The organism is Methanococcoides methylutens, from assembly GCF_000765475.1.
Lineage (GTDB): Archaea > Halobacteriota > Methanosarcinia > Methanosarcinales > Methanosarcinaceae > Methanococcoides > Methanococcoides methylutens.
Genome location: NZ_JRHO01000014.1, coordinates 509352 through 527679 on the forward strand (window position 1 = coordinate 509352; position 18328 = coordinate 527679).

16 protein-coding genes and 2 tRNA genes are annotated in these 18328 nt (G+C 45.0%); 4 read left to right on the forward strand and 14 right to left on the reverse strand.

Annotation, left to right across the window (positions count from 1 at the left end; translation table 11 throughout):
- Nucleotides 1-44: 44 nt before the first annotated feature.
- The gene (locus tag LI82_RS09700; protein ID WP_048195355.1) at nucleotides 45-251 is read left to right on the forward strand and encodes a hypothetical protein; all 207 of its coding nucleotides are present in this window, start codon (nucleotides 45-47) and stop codon (nucleotides 249-251) included.
- An 82-nt stretch (nucleotides 252-333) separates the two neighbouring features.
- On the opposite strand, the gene LI82_RS09705 is transcribed toward LI82_RS09700, so the two are convergent.
- From LI82_RS09705 to LI82_RS09745, 9 genes are all read right to left on the reverse strand, one after another.
- Nucleotides 334-624, reverse strand: a complete 291-nt coding sequence (locus LI82_RS09705) for an acylphosphatase (RefSeq protein ID WP_048195357.1) — start codon at nucleotides 622-624, stop codon at nucleotides 334-336.
- Nucleotides 625-645: 21 nt separating this feature from the next.
- The gene (locus LI82_RS09710) at nucleotides 646-2553 is read right to left on the reverse strand and encodes a threonine--tRNA ligase (RefSeq protein WP_048195359.1); all 1908 of its coding nucleotides are present in this window, start codon (nucleotides 2551-2553) and stop codon (nucleotides 646-648) included.
- Nucleotides 2554-2664: 111 nt separating this feature from the next.
- Nucleotides 2665-3753, reverse strand: a complete 1089-nt coding sequence (locus LI82_RS09715; protein WP_048195361.1) for an AI-2E family transporter — start codon at nucleotides 3751-3753, stop codon at nucleotides 2665-2667.
- A 76-nt stretch (nucleotides 3754-3829) separates the two neighbouring features.
- Nucleotides 3830-5878, reverse strand: a complete 2049-nt coding sequence (locus tag LI82_RS09720; RefSeq protein ID WP_052402874.1) for a phosphoadenosine phosphosulfate reductase domain-containing protein — start codon at nucleotides 5876-5878, stop codon at nucleotides 3830-3832.
- A gap of 150 nt (nucleotides 5879-6028) precedes the next feature.
- On the reverse strand, nucleotides 6029-7399 hold the full coding sequence (gltA, locus tag LI82_RS09725) for an NADPH-dependent glutamate synthase (protein ID WP_048195363.1): 1371 nt from the start codon (nucleotides 7397-7399) through the stop codon (nucleotides 6029-6031).
- Nucleotides 7390-8241 carry a sulfide/dihydroorotate dehydrogenase-like FAD/NAD-binding protein gene (locus tag LI82_RS09730; protein WP_048195365.1) on the reverse strand — a complete coding sequence of 284 codons (852 nt, stop codon included), beginning with the start codon at nucleotides 8239-8241 and terminating at the stop codon, nucleotides 7390-7392. The genes gltA and LI82_RS09730 overlap by 10 nt, the downstream gene beginning before the upstream one ends.
- Before the next feature lie 237 nt (nucleotides 8242-8478).
- Nucleotides 8479-8551: transfer RNA gene (locus LI82_RS09735), tRNA-Asp, on the reverse strand.
- Nucleotides 8552-8630: 79 nt separating this feature from the next.
- Nucleotides 8631-8739: transfer RNA gene (locus LI82_RS09740), tRNA-Tyr, on the reverse strand.
- Between the two features lie 253 nt (nucleotides 8740-8992).
- On the reverse strand, nucleotides 8993-10198 hold the full coding sequence (locus LI82_RS09745) for a methionine adenosyltransferase (protein WP_048195367.1): 1206 nt from the start codon (nucleotides 10196-10198) through the stop codon (nucleotides 8993-8995).
- A 321-nt stretch (nucleotides 10199-10519) separates the two neighbouring features.
- Between LI82_RS09745 and hisG the strand changes: the two genes are divergently transcribed.
- Genes hisG through hisB form a run of 3 tightly spaced genes read left to right on the forward strand, consistent with a single transcriptional unit; the run spans nucleotide 10520 to nucleotide 12727 of the window.
- Entirely contained in the window at nucleotides 10520-11374 is an 855-nt protein-coding gene (gene hisG, locus LI82_RS09750; RefSeq protein ID WP_048195369.1) for an ATP phosphoribosyltransferase, read from the forward strand.
- Between the two features lie 12 nt (nucleotides 11375-11386).
- Nucleotides 11387-12127 carry a 1-(5-phosphoribosyl)-5-[(5-phosphoribosylamino)methylideneamino]imidazole-4-carboxamide isomerase gene (gene hisA / locus LI82_RS09755; protein ID WP_048195371.1) on the forward strand — a complete coding sequence of 247 codons (741 nt, stop codon included), beginning with the start codon at nucleotides 11387-11389 and terminating at the stop codon, nucleotides 12125-12127.
- Nucleotides 12128-12151: 24 nt separating this feature from the next.
- Nucleotides 12152-12727, forward strand: coding sequence for an imidazoleglycerol-phosphate dehydratase HisB (gene hisB / locus LI82_RS09760; protein WP_048195373.1), 576 nt, complete (start codon nucleotides 12152-12154; stop codon nucleotides 12725-12727).
- A 49-nt stretch (nucleotides 12728-12776) separates the two neighbouring features.
- Here the strand turns inward: hisB and LI82_RS09765 are convergent, their stop codons facing one another.
- The 5 genes from LI82_RS09765 to LI82_RS09785 form a co-directional block, all read right to left on the reverse strand.
- Nucleotides 12777-14879 carry a MutS2 family protein gene (locus LI82_RS09765; RefSeq protein ID WP_048195375.1) on the reverse strand — a complete coding sequence of 701 codons (2103 nt, stop codon included), beginning with the start codon at nucleotides 14877-14879 and terminating at the stop codon, nucleotides 12777-12779.
- 23 nt (nucleotides 14880-14902) lie between these two features.
- Nucleotides 14903-15736, reverse strand: coding sequence for a hypothetical protein (locus LI82_RS09770; RefSeq protein ID WP_048195376.1), 834 nt, complete (start codon nucleotides 15734-15736; stop codon nucleotides 14903-14905).
- Nucleotides 15733-16824, reverse strand: coding sequence for a helix-hairpin-helix domain-containing protein (locus LI82_RS09775; protein ID WP_236622726.1), 1092 nt, complete (start codon nucleotides 16822-16824; stop codon nucleotides 15733-15735). Before LI82_RS09775 ends, LI82_RS09770 begins: the two co-directional genes overlap by 4 nt.
- 126 nt (nucleotides 16825-16950) lie before the next feature.
- A complete protein-coding gene (locus tag LI82_RS09780) occupies nucleotides 16951-17466 on the reverse strand; it encodes an ArsR family transcriptional regulator (RefSeq protein ID WP_048195380.1) in 516 nt (171 codons plus the stop codon).
- An 87-nt stretch (nucleotides 17467-17553) separates the two neighbouring features.
- Nucleotides 17554-18279, reverse strand: coding sequence for a sugar phosphate isomerase/epimerase family protein (locus tag LI82_RS09785; protein WP_048195382.1), 726 nt, complete (start codon nucleotides 18277-18279; stop codon nucleotides 17554-17556).
- Nucleotides 18280-18328 lie beyond the last annotated feature (49 nt).

Below are 18328 nucleotides of genomic sequence, written 5' to 3' on the forward strand. Positions count from 1 at the left end.
TATACAGATGGAGATATCGACCAATCCATCAAGGAGTGGTATATATGAGTTGTATCTTTTGTGGAAAAGCTTGTACAGAAGCAGGAGTCGAAGGAGAATATGGGAAAGAGGTCGCAGAAGGCCGAATTGTCGGACACACCCACATTTGCCTGGATTGTCTGGCAGAGTTAAAAGAGATCCTCGATATTGAAGAAATTGAAAAGAAGCTCGCTGAGACAGAATACGAAATTTTTGAAGAGACAAAACACTGAAGTGGATTAATTGCCTGGCATAAATTAATAAAAAGAAGACATGCCAGACAGTACCAACTGTCTAGAACTAGCAAGAAGCAGATTATCTTTTAATAACGAATTCGGAGAGTTCATCATAAGTATCGATCCACATAACTTCGATGCCTTCAACATTGGAAAGTTCAGGACCGATGCGCAGATTATCCAATAGCTCTAATATAAGAGATCTTTTACCCTGAGCAATAACCCTTACACGACCATCTGGCAAATTCTGGGCATAGCCGACCAGACCTAATCCGGTAGCTACTTTCTGAGTGAAGCTCCTGAAGTATACACCCTGAACCCTGCCGGAGACATACATCTCCGCACAGGCATTCTCATTATTTTCTGACATGAACTCACTTCAATTACTATCTTAGAGGAACTTTGGCCTCATGGAAAGCAACTTTGCAAGAGGTAAACTGCGGTATGGCATATCGCCTATCTCGGACAGAACCCTTCCATTAAGCTCATCAGCAGTCATTTCGACTTTCTTTGGCTTCTTTGGTTCAGACTCAGCACGAATGGTCACATTGACCTTGCCGCTTTCCACTTCAGAATCACCAATAACCGCCACATATGGAATCCATTCACGGCCTGCATCGCGTATCTTCTTACCCACGGTTTCCTCGCGGTCATCAATATCCACACGACACTGAAGAGCATCGGCAACCTGATTGGCAAATTCCATATGCCTTTCAGCAATAGGGATGACACGGACCTGTGTCGGAGACACCCACACAGGTAAATTTGGAACTTTGCCAGCTTCTGCATCCATTGCGGCTTTTTCAAGGAGGGCATATATACACCTCTCAATTGCTCCGCTTGGAGAACAGTGAAGAACAACAGGACGTTGCGTCTCACCATTGGAATCAATGTAATTTATATCATAGCGCTCTGCGTTCTCCACATCGATCTGTACAGTAGACAATGCACTTGCCTTTTCGATGGCATCCACGAAATTGAACTCGAACTTAAGGACGAAATAGAAGAACCTTGTATCCCACATTTCCACAAGTACAGGCTTGTCAACCTTTCTTGCAAGTTCTGTGATAAAGTCCCTATTGCCTTCGTAAAAGTCACGTGTAAAGCGAATAGCAACTTCAAAGTCACTTACATCGATACCGATCCTGTTCAATGTATCAATACACATACTGTACTGCTCACCGAACTGGGACACGGCACCTTCCATGTCCGGACACAATGTGTGCATATCCGGCATTGTGAAAGCACGCAGCCTTCGAAGACCCACAAGCTCACCACGCTGTTCCTTCCTGAAACTGTATCTGGTAAGCTCCATCATCTTAAGAGGAAGATGGCGGTAAGAAATGGTCATATCATGGTTCATCAGGAACTGACCGAAACAGGCAGCAAACCTGAGGAACATGTGACGTTTGTCAGACTCAATGGAATACTGACGTGCAGGGAACCTGTCAAGATACTTCTTCAAAGTCGGATGGTTCATGTCATACATCAATGGGGTTTCTACCTCCATTGCACCGATCTTTGCAGACTCATCGAGAACAAAATTCTCAATAAGTGACTTCATCAGCCTTCCCTTAGGATAATAGCGCATATTACCGGAATCTGAACCAGGCTCATAATCTGCGATCTCAAGCCTGCGCATCAGCTCCACATGTGGTGGTGCCTTGTCAATGTTCCGGTTCTTGGTGATCTCATAATCCACGAACTTCCTGAGATTGTCGTAGCCGGTAAAATCAAACCCTTCTGCTTCATGAAGCTCACCATCAGGAGTGAGGATGCGCCAGTAGGACTTTGCAGTGCTTTCTGCTTTCAGTGCTTCAGAAACTACCTCATCCTTCTTCTCTTCAACTACAACTGCTTCACCACAGGTTGCAGACTCTTCCGGCCTGATAGTACGGGAAAGTTCGGAGAGCGGATGACCCTTACAGCTGATACTGAATGCTTTATACCAGCCAAATGGAGCTCTCATGACATTGTACTTGCCAGAAAGTTCTTTTTCGATGCTCTTGAGAACAGAGACCGCCACCTTCGGAGAGGAAAGGTCGGAGCTCAAGTGTGCATAAGGATAGAGCATCACATTTTCAGCTTTTACCTGCCCTGCAACCTTCTCTATTTCAGCAACAGCACGTTCAACTACCTGCTGCTGATCAGCCTCATCGAAGCTCTCAACGGCCATGAATGCCGTAAGTGCTTCCTCAAGACGTCCCTGCTTGAAGGACTCCTCGATCTTTTCAGCTACAGGAGTGCTCTTTTTTACCTCATATTCAATATAATCTGAATGGATAAGTAATAACTGCATGATCTCACCGGTTGAATAATCCTGTGCTTTAATTAAGCCAATCCTTATTAACCTTTTTCAAGTAAGTATCCCGGAAACAAAAATGGTACACAGATAAAAAGAGATTCACTTTTACTCTGCTTGCTCAACTTCAGCATTCCCTGCGTCTACCTGCTCAGCTTCAGCCTTATCCTGACACTCCACATAAACGCGGTAGGCTGCCACCAGGGACCCCAGAAGTATCGGGGCTGCAAAGAAACCGGCAATTCCCCCGACAAATGCACCGCCGAGGAATGTCAACATAATAAGGAACGGATGAATGTGCGATTTTATACCTGCAAGATATGGACGCAGGAACAACTCAGGTGGCACATAGATGACAATAGAACATATAACAAAGAATATCAGAGCACTCTCAAGTCCAAGGCTGAAGTAGCGTATGATAGAAAGAACGACCAGTACCATGTAACCGGCAAACATAGGTATCGCAGATGCAACGAAGATGAGGGTTGCCAGCGCAAGAACATGTGACAGACCAAATGCATAGAACACAATAACAGAAAGCGTACTTACTGAAAGTGCAGCATAGGCATTGCCAATAAACACGCCACTAAGGATCACATCCATGTGATGGACATATCTTTTGACAACATTCTGATCTCCATCCGGAACGATCCTGAGCATTGAGCGGTAGAGCGCATCGCCATCTGCAAGAAGGAAAAAGCACATGAAAATCGCGATCATAAGATTGATCATGAACATAGCGATCCCGCGTGCATAGGAAACGAATACAAGATTACCAAGAAGAGGAAGGACAGAGAGAGATGAATCCCATATAGTCTGCTGGATCTGTTCATAGTAGGCATGGGGGATGTTGAGATCGCGTATAAAATCGAACAGAGAACCAAGTACAACAGTTTGGTTCTCAGATATCCAGACGATCTGGTTAGCGATCTCGACAATACCCATGCCAAGTATCAGCGTAATTGGTGCCACAATGAACATCGTGGCAATGAAAGCACCTAAATGACGTTTCCTCTTCAATGGCATATAGATAGGACGTGCTATATATGCGAAAACAAGTCCCAGCATTATACCATCAGCAAGAGGCAGCAAGATATAAACAAAAATGGAAAATAGTATAACTAAAGCTATTATTACAAAGATCTTCCATCTGGAACCGATCTGCCGGGACAGCTCATTAGATATGTTTGCGACCATCAAGAACACGCATTTAATTTTAACGAATAATAATATTATTTAGCACACAATATAACTGTAACACACTATTAATACTTCACTCAAAGGAAGTTCTTCTCGCGGACCTACCATCCATATTCAGTATGTCAGAGAGAAGCCTGTCCGAATATTTCAGGACAACACAGGCATCCGTACACCTTCCACAACGTATGCAGTCATCACTTATGAACAGCTTTCCCTTTTCAGATCCAAGAGTAATGGCATTAACAGGACAGACCTTCAGGCATATGCCACATTCCGTGCACTTGTTTATCCGCATCAGTTGTTCTGCAGTCCTTTTGAGATACTCCCTTGCATCATCCTCGGTCCTTGCGGTAACCTTGAGACTGCCGGAAGAGAAGAACTTTATCGAATCACTGCCCGTCCTGACAAGCAACATGCCAAGATCTTCTGAGAGAACTGTGGTCCCCAGAATATTCAGCACTGCAGCAGCCTCGCTTAAAAGCACTCCACTAACAGCTGCTTCAACGGTGTAACCACCTTCCCTGCAAGGAGAAAACCCTGAAGTTAGAATGATAGCAAAATCCTCATCCTTCCGGACCTGTTCGGTCTCAATTCCGAGATCCTTAGCAAGATTTACCATCTTAGGCGGCAACTCCTTCCAGCGCCACAACCCATGCCTCACATATTCATCTGAAAGCCCTCTGGAACGTGCCCACTTCAGGAGATAGTCATTCCACCTGCCATATAGCGATGGATGGATCTCATGCAACCTTTCATATTCTGCAGACAATTCTGCAGGGCACAGGTAGCAGCCCACCCGCTCAAAACCCCTATCATAGAGAGGATTGTACTCCAGCCCGCGCCAGTGTATGTAAAGCCATACCTCAATAGCACGCCAGTCCCTTATCGGGAAGATGTTCAACTGGTCGGGAACAAAGGGATTCTTTTCACTGGCAGCAATATTTGCCCTGGAAAATGACTCATGCTTTCGCTTTCCATCGATGGTCAGGCACACACCACCACCTTCAGTACAACGGTCGATCACACGCCCTGCAGGAGCAAGCTTACATACCTTGCAGCACCAGCGGAAATCCTTTGCAGGAGGACCGAAGCTCTCAAGGTTATCCCAGAAAGCATTTTCTGCTTTTTCTTCGATAAGTTCAATACCCCGTTTTTCACAGTGGTCGTGCACAAAATCCACAGTCTCCGGAAACTCGATCCCGGTGTTCAGGAAGAAAGCACTTACATCCCTGCTCTTAAGAGCACTCAATGTCAGGTCCAGGACCACAAGACTGTCCTTTCCCCCACTGAAAGATACATGCACAGGCAATTTCCGGTAATCTTTCTGGTTTGCAATGCCCTTGATGGTGTTCATTGCATTCTTCCCTAATTGCCTCAGGTGAGGGAGATTGGCCTTTATTGCATCATCCATTACGGAGATCTTTGGGCTTAACATCATAGTATTGGCCAGAATTTTTCTTACCCGAATAACCGGGCCTTCTGCCTGACCCATGTCCTCACTGTTGCACAAAGCAATACCCGAACCAACGAGATTACCAGACACCACGATCACAGGATCTCCTTTTTTGATGTCATTACTAAAGTGATCCAGCAGCTCTGCCTGCACTTTCTTGCCATTGAGATGGGACCTTGTCTTCTTCAGGACAACCGTTCTGCTGTCGGTCACCGAGTGGAGTAACTGCGCACCAGTTGCAGATAGCTCGAAACGATATGCCATCACATGCATGTCATAGAACAACACACCGACCTTCAGCCCGTCGACGATCACCTCATCGGTCTTATCATCGCCGGGAATTTTGTTAAGAAGGACCAGATGCTCACCAATAGGATCGCAGCCATATTCGGACAAAAGCAGATCCCCAAGTACCCCACGTTCATAAGGCGAACAGAAACGTATGTCACCTGACCCTGAGAGTTTCACTTCAAGGATCTCGCCATCACAGGAACCACATTCTGGTTTGAGAAGAGGTACATTGCATTCCTTGCACCAGAATATACGAGGATTCTCCTGTCCGGCAGGTTTCCTGAAACCTTTTTTCTTTTCACGAGAACCTTTGTTGCTTTTATTGCCTTTTTTAGAAGGAGATTTATGCATCTGTGAGTCGGCCTTTTTTAAGTGCATTGACATAAAAATGGGAGTTGTGGTTCATAAATACTTCCATAACACATCATTAATACCTGCATCCAATCGAAACTTACAGTTAATTACTGATCGAAAAATAAATATAAAAAAATGCAGATCGCTATGACCTGCTTCAAGTATTCCTCAGACTTATTTTGAAAGGTAATCGTTGATGGTCTCTGCAGCCTGTTTGCCTGCACCCATCGCACTGATAACTGTAGCCGCACCGGTCACAGCATCCCCGCCTGCGCAGACCCCTTCAAGGGAGGTTACACCAGCCTCGTTCACAACAATGGTTCCCCATGGAGTGACCTCAAGACCTTTTGAACCATCAAAGATTATTGGATTCGGAGAAGTACCGATCGCAATTATCACAATATCTGCATCGATCACGTGCTCGGAGCCATCCACTGCCACAGGTCGCCTGCGTCCAGATTCATCCGGTTCGCCAAGCTCCATCTTGATGCATTCCACACCATTGACGGACATGTTCTCACCTTCAAGGATGCGAACAGGGTTGTTCAGAAGACGGAAGATGATACCCTCCTCCTTTGCGTGCTCGATCTCCTCGCGCCTTGCAGGAAGTTCATCATCACTGCGTCTGTACACAATGCTGACCTCATCAGCACCAAGCCTTCGAGCACTGCGTGCTGCATCCATTGCAACATTGCCGCCACCAACCACGATGACATGGCTTCCTCGTTTGATAGGAGTATCAGATTCAGGGAAACGGTATGCTTTCATCAGGTTAACGCGGGTCAGGAACTCATTTGCAGAGTAAACACCATTCAGGTTCTCCCCCTCGATACCCATGAACTTTGGAAGACCTGCACCGGTTCCAAGGAAAACTGCATCAAACTCATCTTCGAGCTGGTCAAGGGTCTTTATGCGACCGATCACATAGTCGACCTTAAGTTCCGCTCCGAGCTTCATGATGTATTCGACCTCTTCCTTTACAATTGCCTTTGGAAGCCTGAATTCAGGGATACCATAGATCAATACGCCACCGGCCTCATGCAGAGCTTCGAACATGGTCACAGAATGACCCGCCTTTGCAAGATCCGATGCTGCAGTAAGCCCGGCAGGACCGGTACCTACGATAGCAACTTTCTTGCCGGTTGGCTCGGCAACCACTGGATCCTTTACACCAGCCTCGCGCTCACGGTCCGCACAGAATCTTTCAAGACGTCCAATAGAAATAGGTTCACTCTTCTTGCCAAGGATACAGAGCTTCTCACACTGCTCTTCCTGCGGACACACACGGCCGCAAACTGCAGGAAGGGTGTTCGTTTTCTTGATAACACCGATAGCTTCCTCGAAATTGCCTTCTTTCATCTTAGAGACAAAGCCAGGAATGTCGATGTTCACAGGGCAGCCTTCCACACACTTTGGTTTTTTGCATTCGAGGCAACGTTCTGCTTCAAGCATAGCCTGATCTTCAGTGTAACCTAATGCAACCTCCTCAAAGTTATGAATACGTTCATCAGCAGGTTGTTCAGGCATTTCCTGTGTTATTGACATTTACAATCATCCCCGCAGCCTTTTTTATAAGTCTCAAGAGATTCCATTTCCTCTTTTCGATATAATGATAAGCGACTCATGAGAAGGTTGAAGTCAACGTCCTTTGCATTGAACTCAGGACCATCAACACATGCGAACTTGGTCTCGCCACCAATGTTCACACGGCATCCGCCGCACATACCGGTACCATCTACCATGATCGGGTTAAGGCTTACAATGGTCTCCACATCATAAGGATCAGTGACACCTGCAACTGCACGCATCATTATAGGAGGACCAATGGCTACGATCCTATCTATCTTCTCGTCACCATCAAGAAGTTCCTTGACAAGGTCTGTGACAAAACCGTGGTGACCTTTAGAACCATCGTCCGTTGCCACAAGAAGCTCGTCACTTACAGCATTCATCTCATCTTCAAGGATAAGCAGGCTTTCATTGCGAGCCCCAATTATGGAGATCACCTTGTTGCCGATCTCGCGGTATGCCCTTGCCTGAGGATAAACAGGAGCAATTCCAACCCCTCCACCCACAAGCACTACAGTGCCGATCTTCTCGATCTCGGATGCTTTGCCCAGAGGACCTACGAAGTCCTGAAGCTCATCCCCTGCAGCCATTTTAGCGAGTTGTTTTGTTGTCTTGCCCATTTCCTGGAAGATGATAGTAACAAAACCCTCGTCTACATCATAATCTGCAATTGTCAGAGGGATCCTTTCACCCTCTTCATCAATACGAAGAATAATGAACTGACCGGGCTTTGCAGCCGCAGCCACATCAGGAGCCTCGATGTTCATCAGGTGCACATCCGGCACCAACTGACGTTTCTCTACTATTTTGTATGCCATTAGATCACTTTCATAATGCAATAGGAAGTACGCGTACTTTTCACCAATATATTAATGTTACCCAAGAAATATTCATCTTATTTTAAGTTTTCTGTATAACTCAGAAAACAGTACCCTAAGACTCTTTCAGAGAATAATTAAAGGATGAACTGGAGGTTAATGGTAATAGTTTAAAGTTGATAAGTATTTGTAAAAATTAGAAAATATTTACCGACAAAATTTGCCGGTAAAATTGTACGCCCGAACCGGGATTCGAACCCGGGTCGGAGCCTCGACAGGGCTCCATGATAGGCCTCTACACTATTCGGACATTGCGTTTGATTGCTGTTGTGAGCACACCCTAATACGCTGCCAGATATATATACCTTTCGCGTTTTTAGGATGTTTAGTCCCGCCTCCCAGACTCGAACCGGGGACATCGCGGTGCCTGCGCGGTATGTGCGACAAGTCGCATGAACCATACTACAGCCGCGCACTCTACCACTGAGTTAAGGCGGGCCTCGCTGAACTTAGCATCCATTACACCCCACCACTGTGAGATGCAACCCCTCCATATCCATAATCATACTTATTCTTTTCGCCGACTGAGCGAAAACAAGCCAAATAATGGAATAAATGACAATGAAATCTGGCAAAAAGGAGTATTAAATACAAAAGAAAAGGACCACAAATACAAAAAACAAAAAGAAATGGCAGTTACAAGGCCTTTTACCAGTAACTGCCCACATTTTAAAGAATTATTCCGATTTTCTCAGAAGGTCATGACATCGCCGTTGACGACCATATCAGTGATCTTTGTGATGTTCTCAAGCCAGTCGTCAATGACAACTTCTGCCTCAGATCTTATGTTAGCGAAGTTTGCACCTTCTTCAGGAATAATACGGGCATTTGCCACCAATGGCTGGTCAATAGGCTGTCCTATCTGAGAGAGCAACTTCACATGAACATCGCTGACCTCATCCACTGCACTTACGACATCCCTTGCCATCTGTGTGGACAGGATATTGTAGATCTTACCAATGTGATTGATCGGATTCTTACCACTTGTTGCTTCCATGCTCATTGGCCTGTTTGGAGTGATAAGACCGTTAGAACGGTTTCCACGTCCGACTGAACCATCGTCACCCATCTCTGCAGAGGTTCCTGTAACGGTAAGGAAAACACAGTCGCATCCACCTTCAACATCATCCGCAGTATTGATGTGGGCGAATACATTCCTTTCAGTATACTTGGTAGCAAGGTCAAGGACGTACTCGGTCATCTCTTCCTTTGCATTGATATAGTGGTCCATATCATCAATGTGCTTTCCCACCATACCACAGCAGATGGTAAGGGAAATGTCATCTTTGTCCCTCAGGCCCATTACTTTGATATCCTCTCCAATTCCAGGGATCTTCTTCTTTTTAAGATCGGTAAGAAGCTGCCTCTCGGTATTGTAAACGATCTGCTCAAGTTCTGAGAAAGGAGCATGACCCACACCAAATGATGTGTCGTTTGCCATAGGCACGTGGTCCCTGTGGAAAACATCCCTGAGATCAGAAGACCCGGTTCCAAGCTTACAGTCGATGATCATGTCGCGCTCCATGTCCATATCAACAATCGTGTTTCGGACATAGTCACGTGCAGCTTCAAGAGCAACTGCCTCAACAGGGATCTCCATGCCATCGAATGTCTTGGTTGCCCTTCCTACAAGGAGAGTGTAGATTGGCTTGGTGACCTCTCCGCCACCAAACTGAGGATTAGACCTCCCTGCAACGATCTGAGTCTCATCGGTGTTGTGGTGAAGTACTGTACCGCACTTGTTGATGTATTCCTTACAAAGGGCACGGCTTACAGCCTCTGCCAGACCGTCACTGATACTGTCCGGATGACCTATACCTTTTCTTTCTACAAGTTCGATTTCCTGCTTCTCGATTGGGGTCTCGTGAAGGTGTTCAACTTTGATATTTCGTATCATATTTAGCCTCTCATAGTAAGTTTAAGACGAACAAGATTGAGATTTATATAAATTGAATGGTCTATGGAATTAGCCTATAAGATGAATAAATTATATAAAATCATTACTACTCGAGTTTTATTTAATTACTATTGGTTATAATGCCACATATATACAAGAAATATAGCAAATGAAAGAAACGGGAAAGAGGAAAGTAACTCAGAACTATCCATGCAATACTTATAAAGGATAAATGTGTTTCAGAACATAATTCCCAAAAAAATTAGACTAATCGATCATTATCAAAAATACAGATCGTTCCGATCTTCAGAAGGACTTCAAATGATACGTATTGCAATACCCAACAAAGGGAGATTACACGACCCCACAGTAGAACTGTTCAAAGAAGCAGGACTTCCGGTACTCGGAGGATCTAACAGAAAACTGTTCGCAAAGACCACAGACCCGGAAATAACATTCCTTTTCGCAAGGGCTGCAGACATTCCTGAATATGTACAGGATGGTGCCGCAGATGTAGGTATCACCGGACTTGATCTTATATCTGAGACCGAATCAGACGTAGAGATCCTGCTTGACCTGAAATATGGAGGAGCAGACCTTGTACTCGCTGTTCCGGAAGATTCGGAGATATCATCTTCAAAGGACCTTGAAGGTATGAGAGTAGCAACTGAATTCCCGGGGATCACAGCCAGATACTTTGAGAACATGGGAGTGGATATCGACGTTGTAAAGGTTAGCGGCGCCTGTGAAATGACACCACATGTCGGCATTGCTGACGCAATTGTGGACATTTCAAGCTCCGGAACCACGCTCACCATGAATCATCTGAAGATGATCGAAAAAGTATTTACTTCATCCATCTACCTCATAGCCAACCATAAAACACTGGAAACAGAGGAGAAGATCCAGCACATCAAGACAGCCCTTGAAAGTGTTCTCCATGCCAAGCAAAAGAGATACCTGATGATGAATGTGCCCTCAGACAAGCTTGAGAAAGTAAAAGAAGAGCTTCCCGGACTTGCCGGCCCTACAATAATGAAAGTGGAATCCAAGAAGGATATTATGGCAGTCCATGCTGTAGTCGATGCAGACATCATATTTGCCACCATCAACAAGCTCAAAGCTGCAGGCGCATTTGACATACTGGTCGTACCTATTGAGAGAATGATCCCCTGATGAGGCTACAAAATGAGCTTTGAAGTTATCCCTGCAGTTGATATGAAAGGTGGGAAATGTGTCCAGCTTGTCCAGGGCGTCCCAGGAAGCGAAATGGTTTCACTTGATGATCCCGTACAAGTTGCCCTTGATTGGGTGTCACAGGGAGCAAAGACATTGCACCTTATCGACCTTGACGGTGCGATCGAGGGAACTCGCACAAATGCACCAATCATCAGGAACATCGTCGAAAAATGCAAGCCACAGGGGATATACATACAGGTTGGAGGAGGCATACGTTCCTTTGAGGACGCTGCTACACTACTTGAGATCGGTGTTGACAGAGTCATCCTCAGTACCGCTGCATTAAAGGATCCCGAACTTATCAGCAGGCTTTCCACTGAGTTTGGAAGTGACAGCGTCAATGTTGCCCTGGATTCGAAGAATGGGAAGATATCCATCGAAGGCTGGACAAAAGAATCCGAGCACACAGCAGTGGAGATGGGGTCCCTGTTCGAAGAGAAAGGAGCTGGCACTATACTGTTCACCAATATAGACACAGAGGGGCTTTTGAGCGGAGTTGACCCAAAACCAACTGAAGAGCTTGTAAAAGCCGTTACCATACCAGTGATCGCATCTGGCGGGGTCACAACACTTGAGGACATAATAACCCTAAAGAACACAGGAGCCAGCGGGGTTGTTGTGGGAAGTGCCCTCTACAAGAAAAATTTCACATTGACGGAAGCAATAAATACGATCACTAATGAAATTTAAATACAGATCGGCAAGAGGAACACTATGAGAAATGCAAAGATCGAACGAAAGACGAAAGAGACGGACATTCGCATGGAACTTGACCTGGACGGCACAGGTTCATCAGAGATCAATACAGGGATCGGGTTCTTTGACCATATGCTCACGTCCTTTGCAAGGCATGGAAGTTTTGATCTGAAGATCGACGCAACCGGCGACCTGATCGTTGATGAACACCACCTCATAGAAGATACTGCTATTGTCCTTGGCCAGGCGATCGCAAAAGCAGTCGGCGATAAGAACGGGATCGCAAGATTCGGAGAGGCACGCATACCCATGGATGAAGCCCTGGCAGATGTGGTCCTTGATCTGGGCGGTCGAACTTACCTTGTGATTAATGCCGAATTCGAATCACCACGCGTGGGCGAGATGAATACACAGCTGGTAAGGCATTTCTTTGAGTCTTTAACAGAGAATGCAAAAATGAACCTGCATGCAACTGTTACAGGCTACAATGACCACCACAAGATAGAGGCACTTTTCAAAGCCTTTGCCTATGCACTACGCCGTGCAGTAAAAGTAGAAGGTGACGGTATTAAAAGCACAAAAGGCGTGCTTTAAAGTTAATTATCAAAATGTACTTTCCAGATAAGCCCTGAGTAACAGAGGCTTACTGGAACTTTTCTTTTAATTTCCTATAGAACTCTTGTTCAATGCCATCAGACCTTCTTGAGAGTCTTTCAACTATGAGCTCAGGCGTGCTCTTTGCCACATAATTGTATCTTGGAGTCCTCTCCACGATCAAATTAAGGTCCTTGTCAAGACCACTTGCTTCAATTCCATCAACACGCACAGGGCATTCTGTATTCTCAAGAATAAGCTCCGAAAGATGTGATACGAATATAGACATACTATTGCTGTTCTCTGAAAGGACCTCAAGAATACCACCTATGATCTTTGCAGAAGCACCCGGCTCAGTAATGGATTCAAGTTCATCCGCAAGCACGATCTTGGGAGAGTTGTTAGCAACTACCGAAAAATCAACAAGTGTAGTTTCAAATGCACCTGCATCCAATGTTCCCTTGGATTTTCCAAAATAATAGAAGCCTTCTGTAAGACCGATCTCAAGATACTTTGCAGGAGTCGGGAAACCCATGTGAGCCAGAATTATACATTGTGCCACCAACTCGAGCATAGAGGTCTTACCACCGGAATTCACACCACTCAATAATACAACGCCGCTTTTGCTCCCATCGGGATCGCGTGTAGTCCCTCCAACTGAATAATCAATAGGTACCACTGAACCATGCCGTGTTTTTATGAAAAGGTTCGTAGCATCTTCAAATGCAATACCGCAACTTTCGATCAGGTCCGGCATCTGGAGATCGAACTCCCTGGCAAAACAACCTATGGAAAAACCAACATCGAAATCCAGGGCTTCACGCACCATTTTTTGTGCAATATCGTGATACCTGGAAAGTGCCTTTGCAATATTGCGTTTGTGCTGGACCTTCTTCCTCTTTATCTGGTTGGCGATCTGCTGCTTGAAAGCATAAAGGTGTTCCTGCTGCACTTCCAGTGGATGTGAGATCTCTTCGGGGAAAAAGGATTCCAGAAGCAATAACTCACCTTTCTCAAGACAAAGTTCATTTACAAGCCTAGCCTTTGCATCCTTTACAACAGAATTATAGGAATGGTAAAGCTCCTTTTCAAGCAGGTCCTTTATCTCTATTTTACCATTCATGACCTTCAGCATATCCTGTCCGCTGAGAGTAAGTTTACTTTGTTCAAGACATGAATCAAGGGTTGTGTTTGCACCGGATATTACTTCCGAAACACATTCATCTACCTTATCAGAGATAAGAACAAGGCGATCGATAGCAATATCTGACCCGGCTTTCACATCCCCGCTACCATCAATAAGAGAAAGTGTGCTTTTGAGATCCTCAAGGTCATTGTCCCCGATCTCCCCCACAAAGCCGATCCCTGATGCACGCAACATCTGTGCCATTTGGATAGTACTTTCAAGAGAAACGAGATTCTTTGCGAAGAATGCGACCTCAAGTTCAGGGACCATATACCACATATCAACTTTCTGAACATCCATTAGAAATTCAGGATCAATGTCTTCAGGAAGATCGAAAGCCATGCATTTATCATCTGCTGCCACAACATGTGAATAACCTCTTGCGACATCCACAAATTCCCCGCCCCCCTTGACAAGCTGGACGTCCATCAGTTCACCATAGATCTGCTTTGCGACCTGATACTGTTTGCTGTCGGTCGTCAATATGGCACGATCACGTATCTTCGGGACCGGACATTTACATTCAAGTGTCTTGATACATGACAGCAGGGACAACAGGTCCTCATTGTCACCCATTATGCGAGCTGTTTCCATGTAGCCTGCTGTAGCCGTGCGTACTTCCTCGATCTTATCTCTTTTACTTTCCGGATAGGGTATATAGACATGCAGCTTGTCCTTTGCATACTTTGTATGACTGAACTGCTTAATGATATCAAGAAGACGTTCATAGATATCAACACCCTCTTTTGTCTTTAGAAAATCGTTCATAGTAACCCCTTCGAACTGCGCCCGAACCTCATGCACCAGGGAGATAGCATAACGCTGACCGACACCTTCAACTTCGGATATACCTGCAATATCCCCACCCAGAATAGCTTCAAGAGCAGCATCTTCACTGCCAAAATGCTCTTCAAACCTCTTCGCCATCTTCTCCCCTATACGCGGAATATCCTGTAGACCTTTCATAATATCACCTTATAGTCAATCGATCATGCAAAACTGTCCAGCCTGCAACTGGATATACCTCTCTCGACCTTGTACCGATCCCTCTTCGCCATCTTGCTCATGGAAGCTGAGAGCTTTGGCTGCACCTTCTTTGCGAGACCTATATTTCGACGTGATTCTATCATCTGCGAATCATAATAGACATCCCACAGATCATCAACATCATCTGATCCTGATGTTGACTGGAGACTTTCAATAAAAGCTGACTTTATCTTTGCAAAGCGATCAAGTCCTATGAGATCACCATTGCCTACCCATGCCACGGAATTAACCATAACAGCAACAGGAACATCAGGGTTCTTCCTTGCCAGCCAACCGCAGAAAAGTTCGCCTATATCGTGTGGTGAATCGACCACAACAGATAATATCCCACCTTTGAACTCCGGTCGTGAGAACATGCACAGTCTTTCATATGCTCTTGACACATCACGCATGTAATTGTAGTACCTTTTTGCAAGTCTTCCCTTGCCGGAATAAAGCTGATCGGTATCCCCATTACATGAAACGATCAATTGTACCAGCTCAACCGGGTCACAGTCCTTGTGCCTGAGAAGAAGATCCACATAACGTGTCGGATTCGGATCAAAGCGTGCCATTCGTGCCTTTCGTTTGCCAAATATCTCTATTGAAAGTGATTCGGCCTTTCCGCAAGGAGTAAAACCTAATCTCCGGACTTGCGCATTAGAACCTGAAAAACTAAGTTTGCGATCAAGCTCCCCTACGTCCTTTGCAAAGATCAGTTCAGCATCTAGATCATCCCTAAAACATAAACATGCAAGAAGGATGCCATCCACAGTAGGATTAAATGCTATTATCATGAACATGCCCCCATGAAAGATGCCAGATTTGACTGGCCTGAACCATTTATCGATATATAGGGCCTTGCATGAGTAACAACAACACCCATACGTGCGAGTTCCTGTTCAGAAGCTATGGGCCGTGTACGTATTATCCTGTTCGCACTTATCGGACCGATACCGGGTACCAGAAGCAGATCGGACATGTCCGCAGAATTGATGTCCACCGGGAATCGATCAGGTTGCGATTGTGCGAGCATTACTTTAGGATCAGAATTTCCAAGAAAACCATATTCATCATAGATATCATCAAAATCATTTGCATTTAACCCATAATCTTTCAGCAGGAAAGACATTTGATACAATCTCTGTTCACGCCATTTCGGTGAGGGGGTACCGTCCTCAAGCGGAGTATCAGGAACAGGGTCAAAGCTCATAAAATATGGTCTTCGAAGCTCATATTTGTCCATGAACTTATCAACGGTTCTCACAATATCCTTATCAGATTCCGACACCGCACCAACCACGAACTGGGTATCGTTAGCCCCGACCAACCTGCCCATCCCGGAATATTCTTTCCTCTTCTTTTGTATGAGGTCCTTTGTCCATTTGAGTCTCTGGAGAACATCGTTCTTGTAATCAAAATTCGGGCAGATCTCCGAATAGTTAATTGAATTTGTGGTCTCTGCATTTACACCGAACTTATTTGCATGTTCAGCTATCTGCTCAAGTAAGTATTTGGGAGTACCTGGCATCACCCGTATGTTGATGTAACCCTTGAAACCCTGCCCCCTCAAAAGTTCAACAACTTCCAGTTGCTTCTGCGAAGTCTGCTCGGCATCGCCCATTATACCAGAAGAAAGGAACAATCCCTCGATAGCGTTCCTTCTGTAAAAAGACCAGGTGATCTTTGCGATCTCCTCAGGAGAAATTGTTGCCCTCATAGTATCCCGTTCACAGCGATTAGGGCAATAAGCACACTCGCCTGAACAGGAATTTGATAATAACGTCTTATAAAGTTGTATGCATCTTCCATCGGGACCGAACGCATGGCAGACTGCACTCTGGTTGCAACTGTCATATTTAGTTCCTGAGGAGAGTAATTTCATTCTCTCCGATAATGTCAGGTGTTGTTCGTTCCTTCCCTCAGCAATCATCAATTGATAGATTGCAGCGTAGCTATATAACCGACAGCCAAGCGGAGTGAAAGTATTATTACCAAAAAAAAGAGAAGGTTATTCCTTCACATGTATGTCAAGTTTGATCTTTGTGACAGGTTCCAGCTTCTTCCATTCTATTGTCGTGTCTTCATCAAGAACACAGTTCTGAACAGATTTTTCTGAGAACTCACCGTTTATCTCATAGACATAAAGACCTTCTTCGCCATCTGTCGAAACGATAACTTCACGGTCACCTTTCTTCTGGACTTTGATGGCCGCAACCCCTCGAAGAGCGTCAAGTAACGTTGTACCTTTTTCTACCTCTATTGATTTTGTAGGTGCGAACACATTCATAGCAAGGTAGATATTCTCCCTGTTTGGCTTCAGAACATGTGTTTTACCGAAGATCTTTCGCTCAACAAGGTCAGCCTCTTCCAGTATCTTAACATGTTTTGCAGCCACAGGCACGGAAATACCTAACATTCTGGCAAGTTCAGAGATGTGCTTCTCCCCTTCATCAAGCAATTCAAGCATCCTGACACGTGTATCGCTTCCCAGGGCATGGAATACTTTATTATCTAACTGACTCATAAGTTTAAAGGGAGTTTTATCATATATAAACTTGTTGTCACAGCGTGAACTCTATGCTTGTTTTTCTAATGTCCGTTGAGCAGAGTTTCATTTAATACCCATTAGATGAAGTGCTTCCAAACTTTTGAGAACATCCTCTTCACACTTATTTTCTATGACCTTAATCGCTTTATTTTTGTTAAGCAAATCTGAAAATGATGGAAAATCAATATTCCCCCCACCAATAAAGAGATGCTCATCAATTGCCCCATTGTTGTCGTGTAAGTGAAAATGTGAAATAGAGTCCCCCATTTCAAGGAAATCATTCAGGTTTCCCAGTGTATTCGCATGCCCGATATCCAAAGTGAAACCATTACCTCCCAGATCAAGATCCGGATTCCTGAGCAAAAAGCAATCCCATTTTGGCATGTTCTCAATACACATCATGACACCCGTATCCCTTGATATATCCTCAAGATCAACAATTGACCTCTCAAATGCCCTCTGTGCATGCACCATATCCACAGGATAAGAAAAATATCCGGGATGAACAACCAGAACATCAGAATCCAGCTCATTGCATATGTCAGCCATCCCTTTGGCCAGACCAATGGCTGCAAGGCGTATAGGTTCTCTCAGGCTGGACAGGTTCATATCAGTACTTGGGGCATGAACAGTGTATTTCAAGTCATAGGAATATGCCAGTTCTTCCTCACGGAAAAGATCATGTGCCCCTTCAGAAAAGATCTCGGCACAATCTGCAATTGGTTCTATTTTTTCCAGTGCCTCCGAAAGTGGGAGCTCGTGAAAAGCAAAGGATGATACGCCTATCATGTTAAAAGTTACTCCTTATAGACCTCAAAACTGTGAACCTATTTATGTC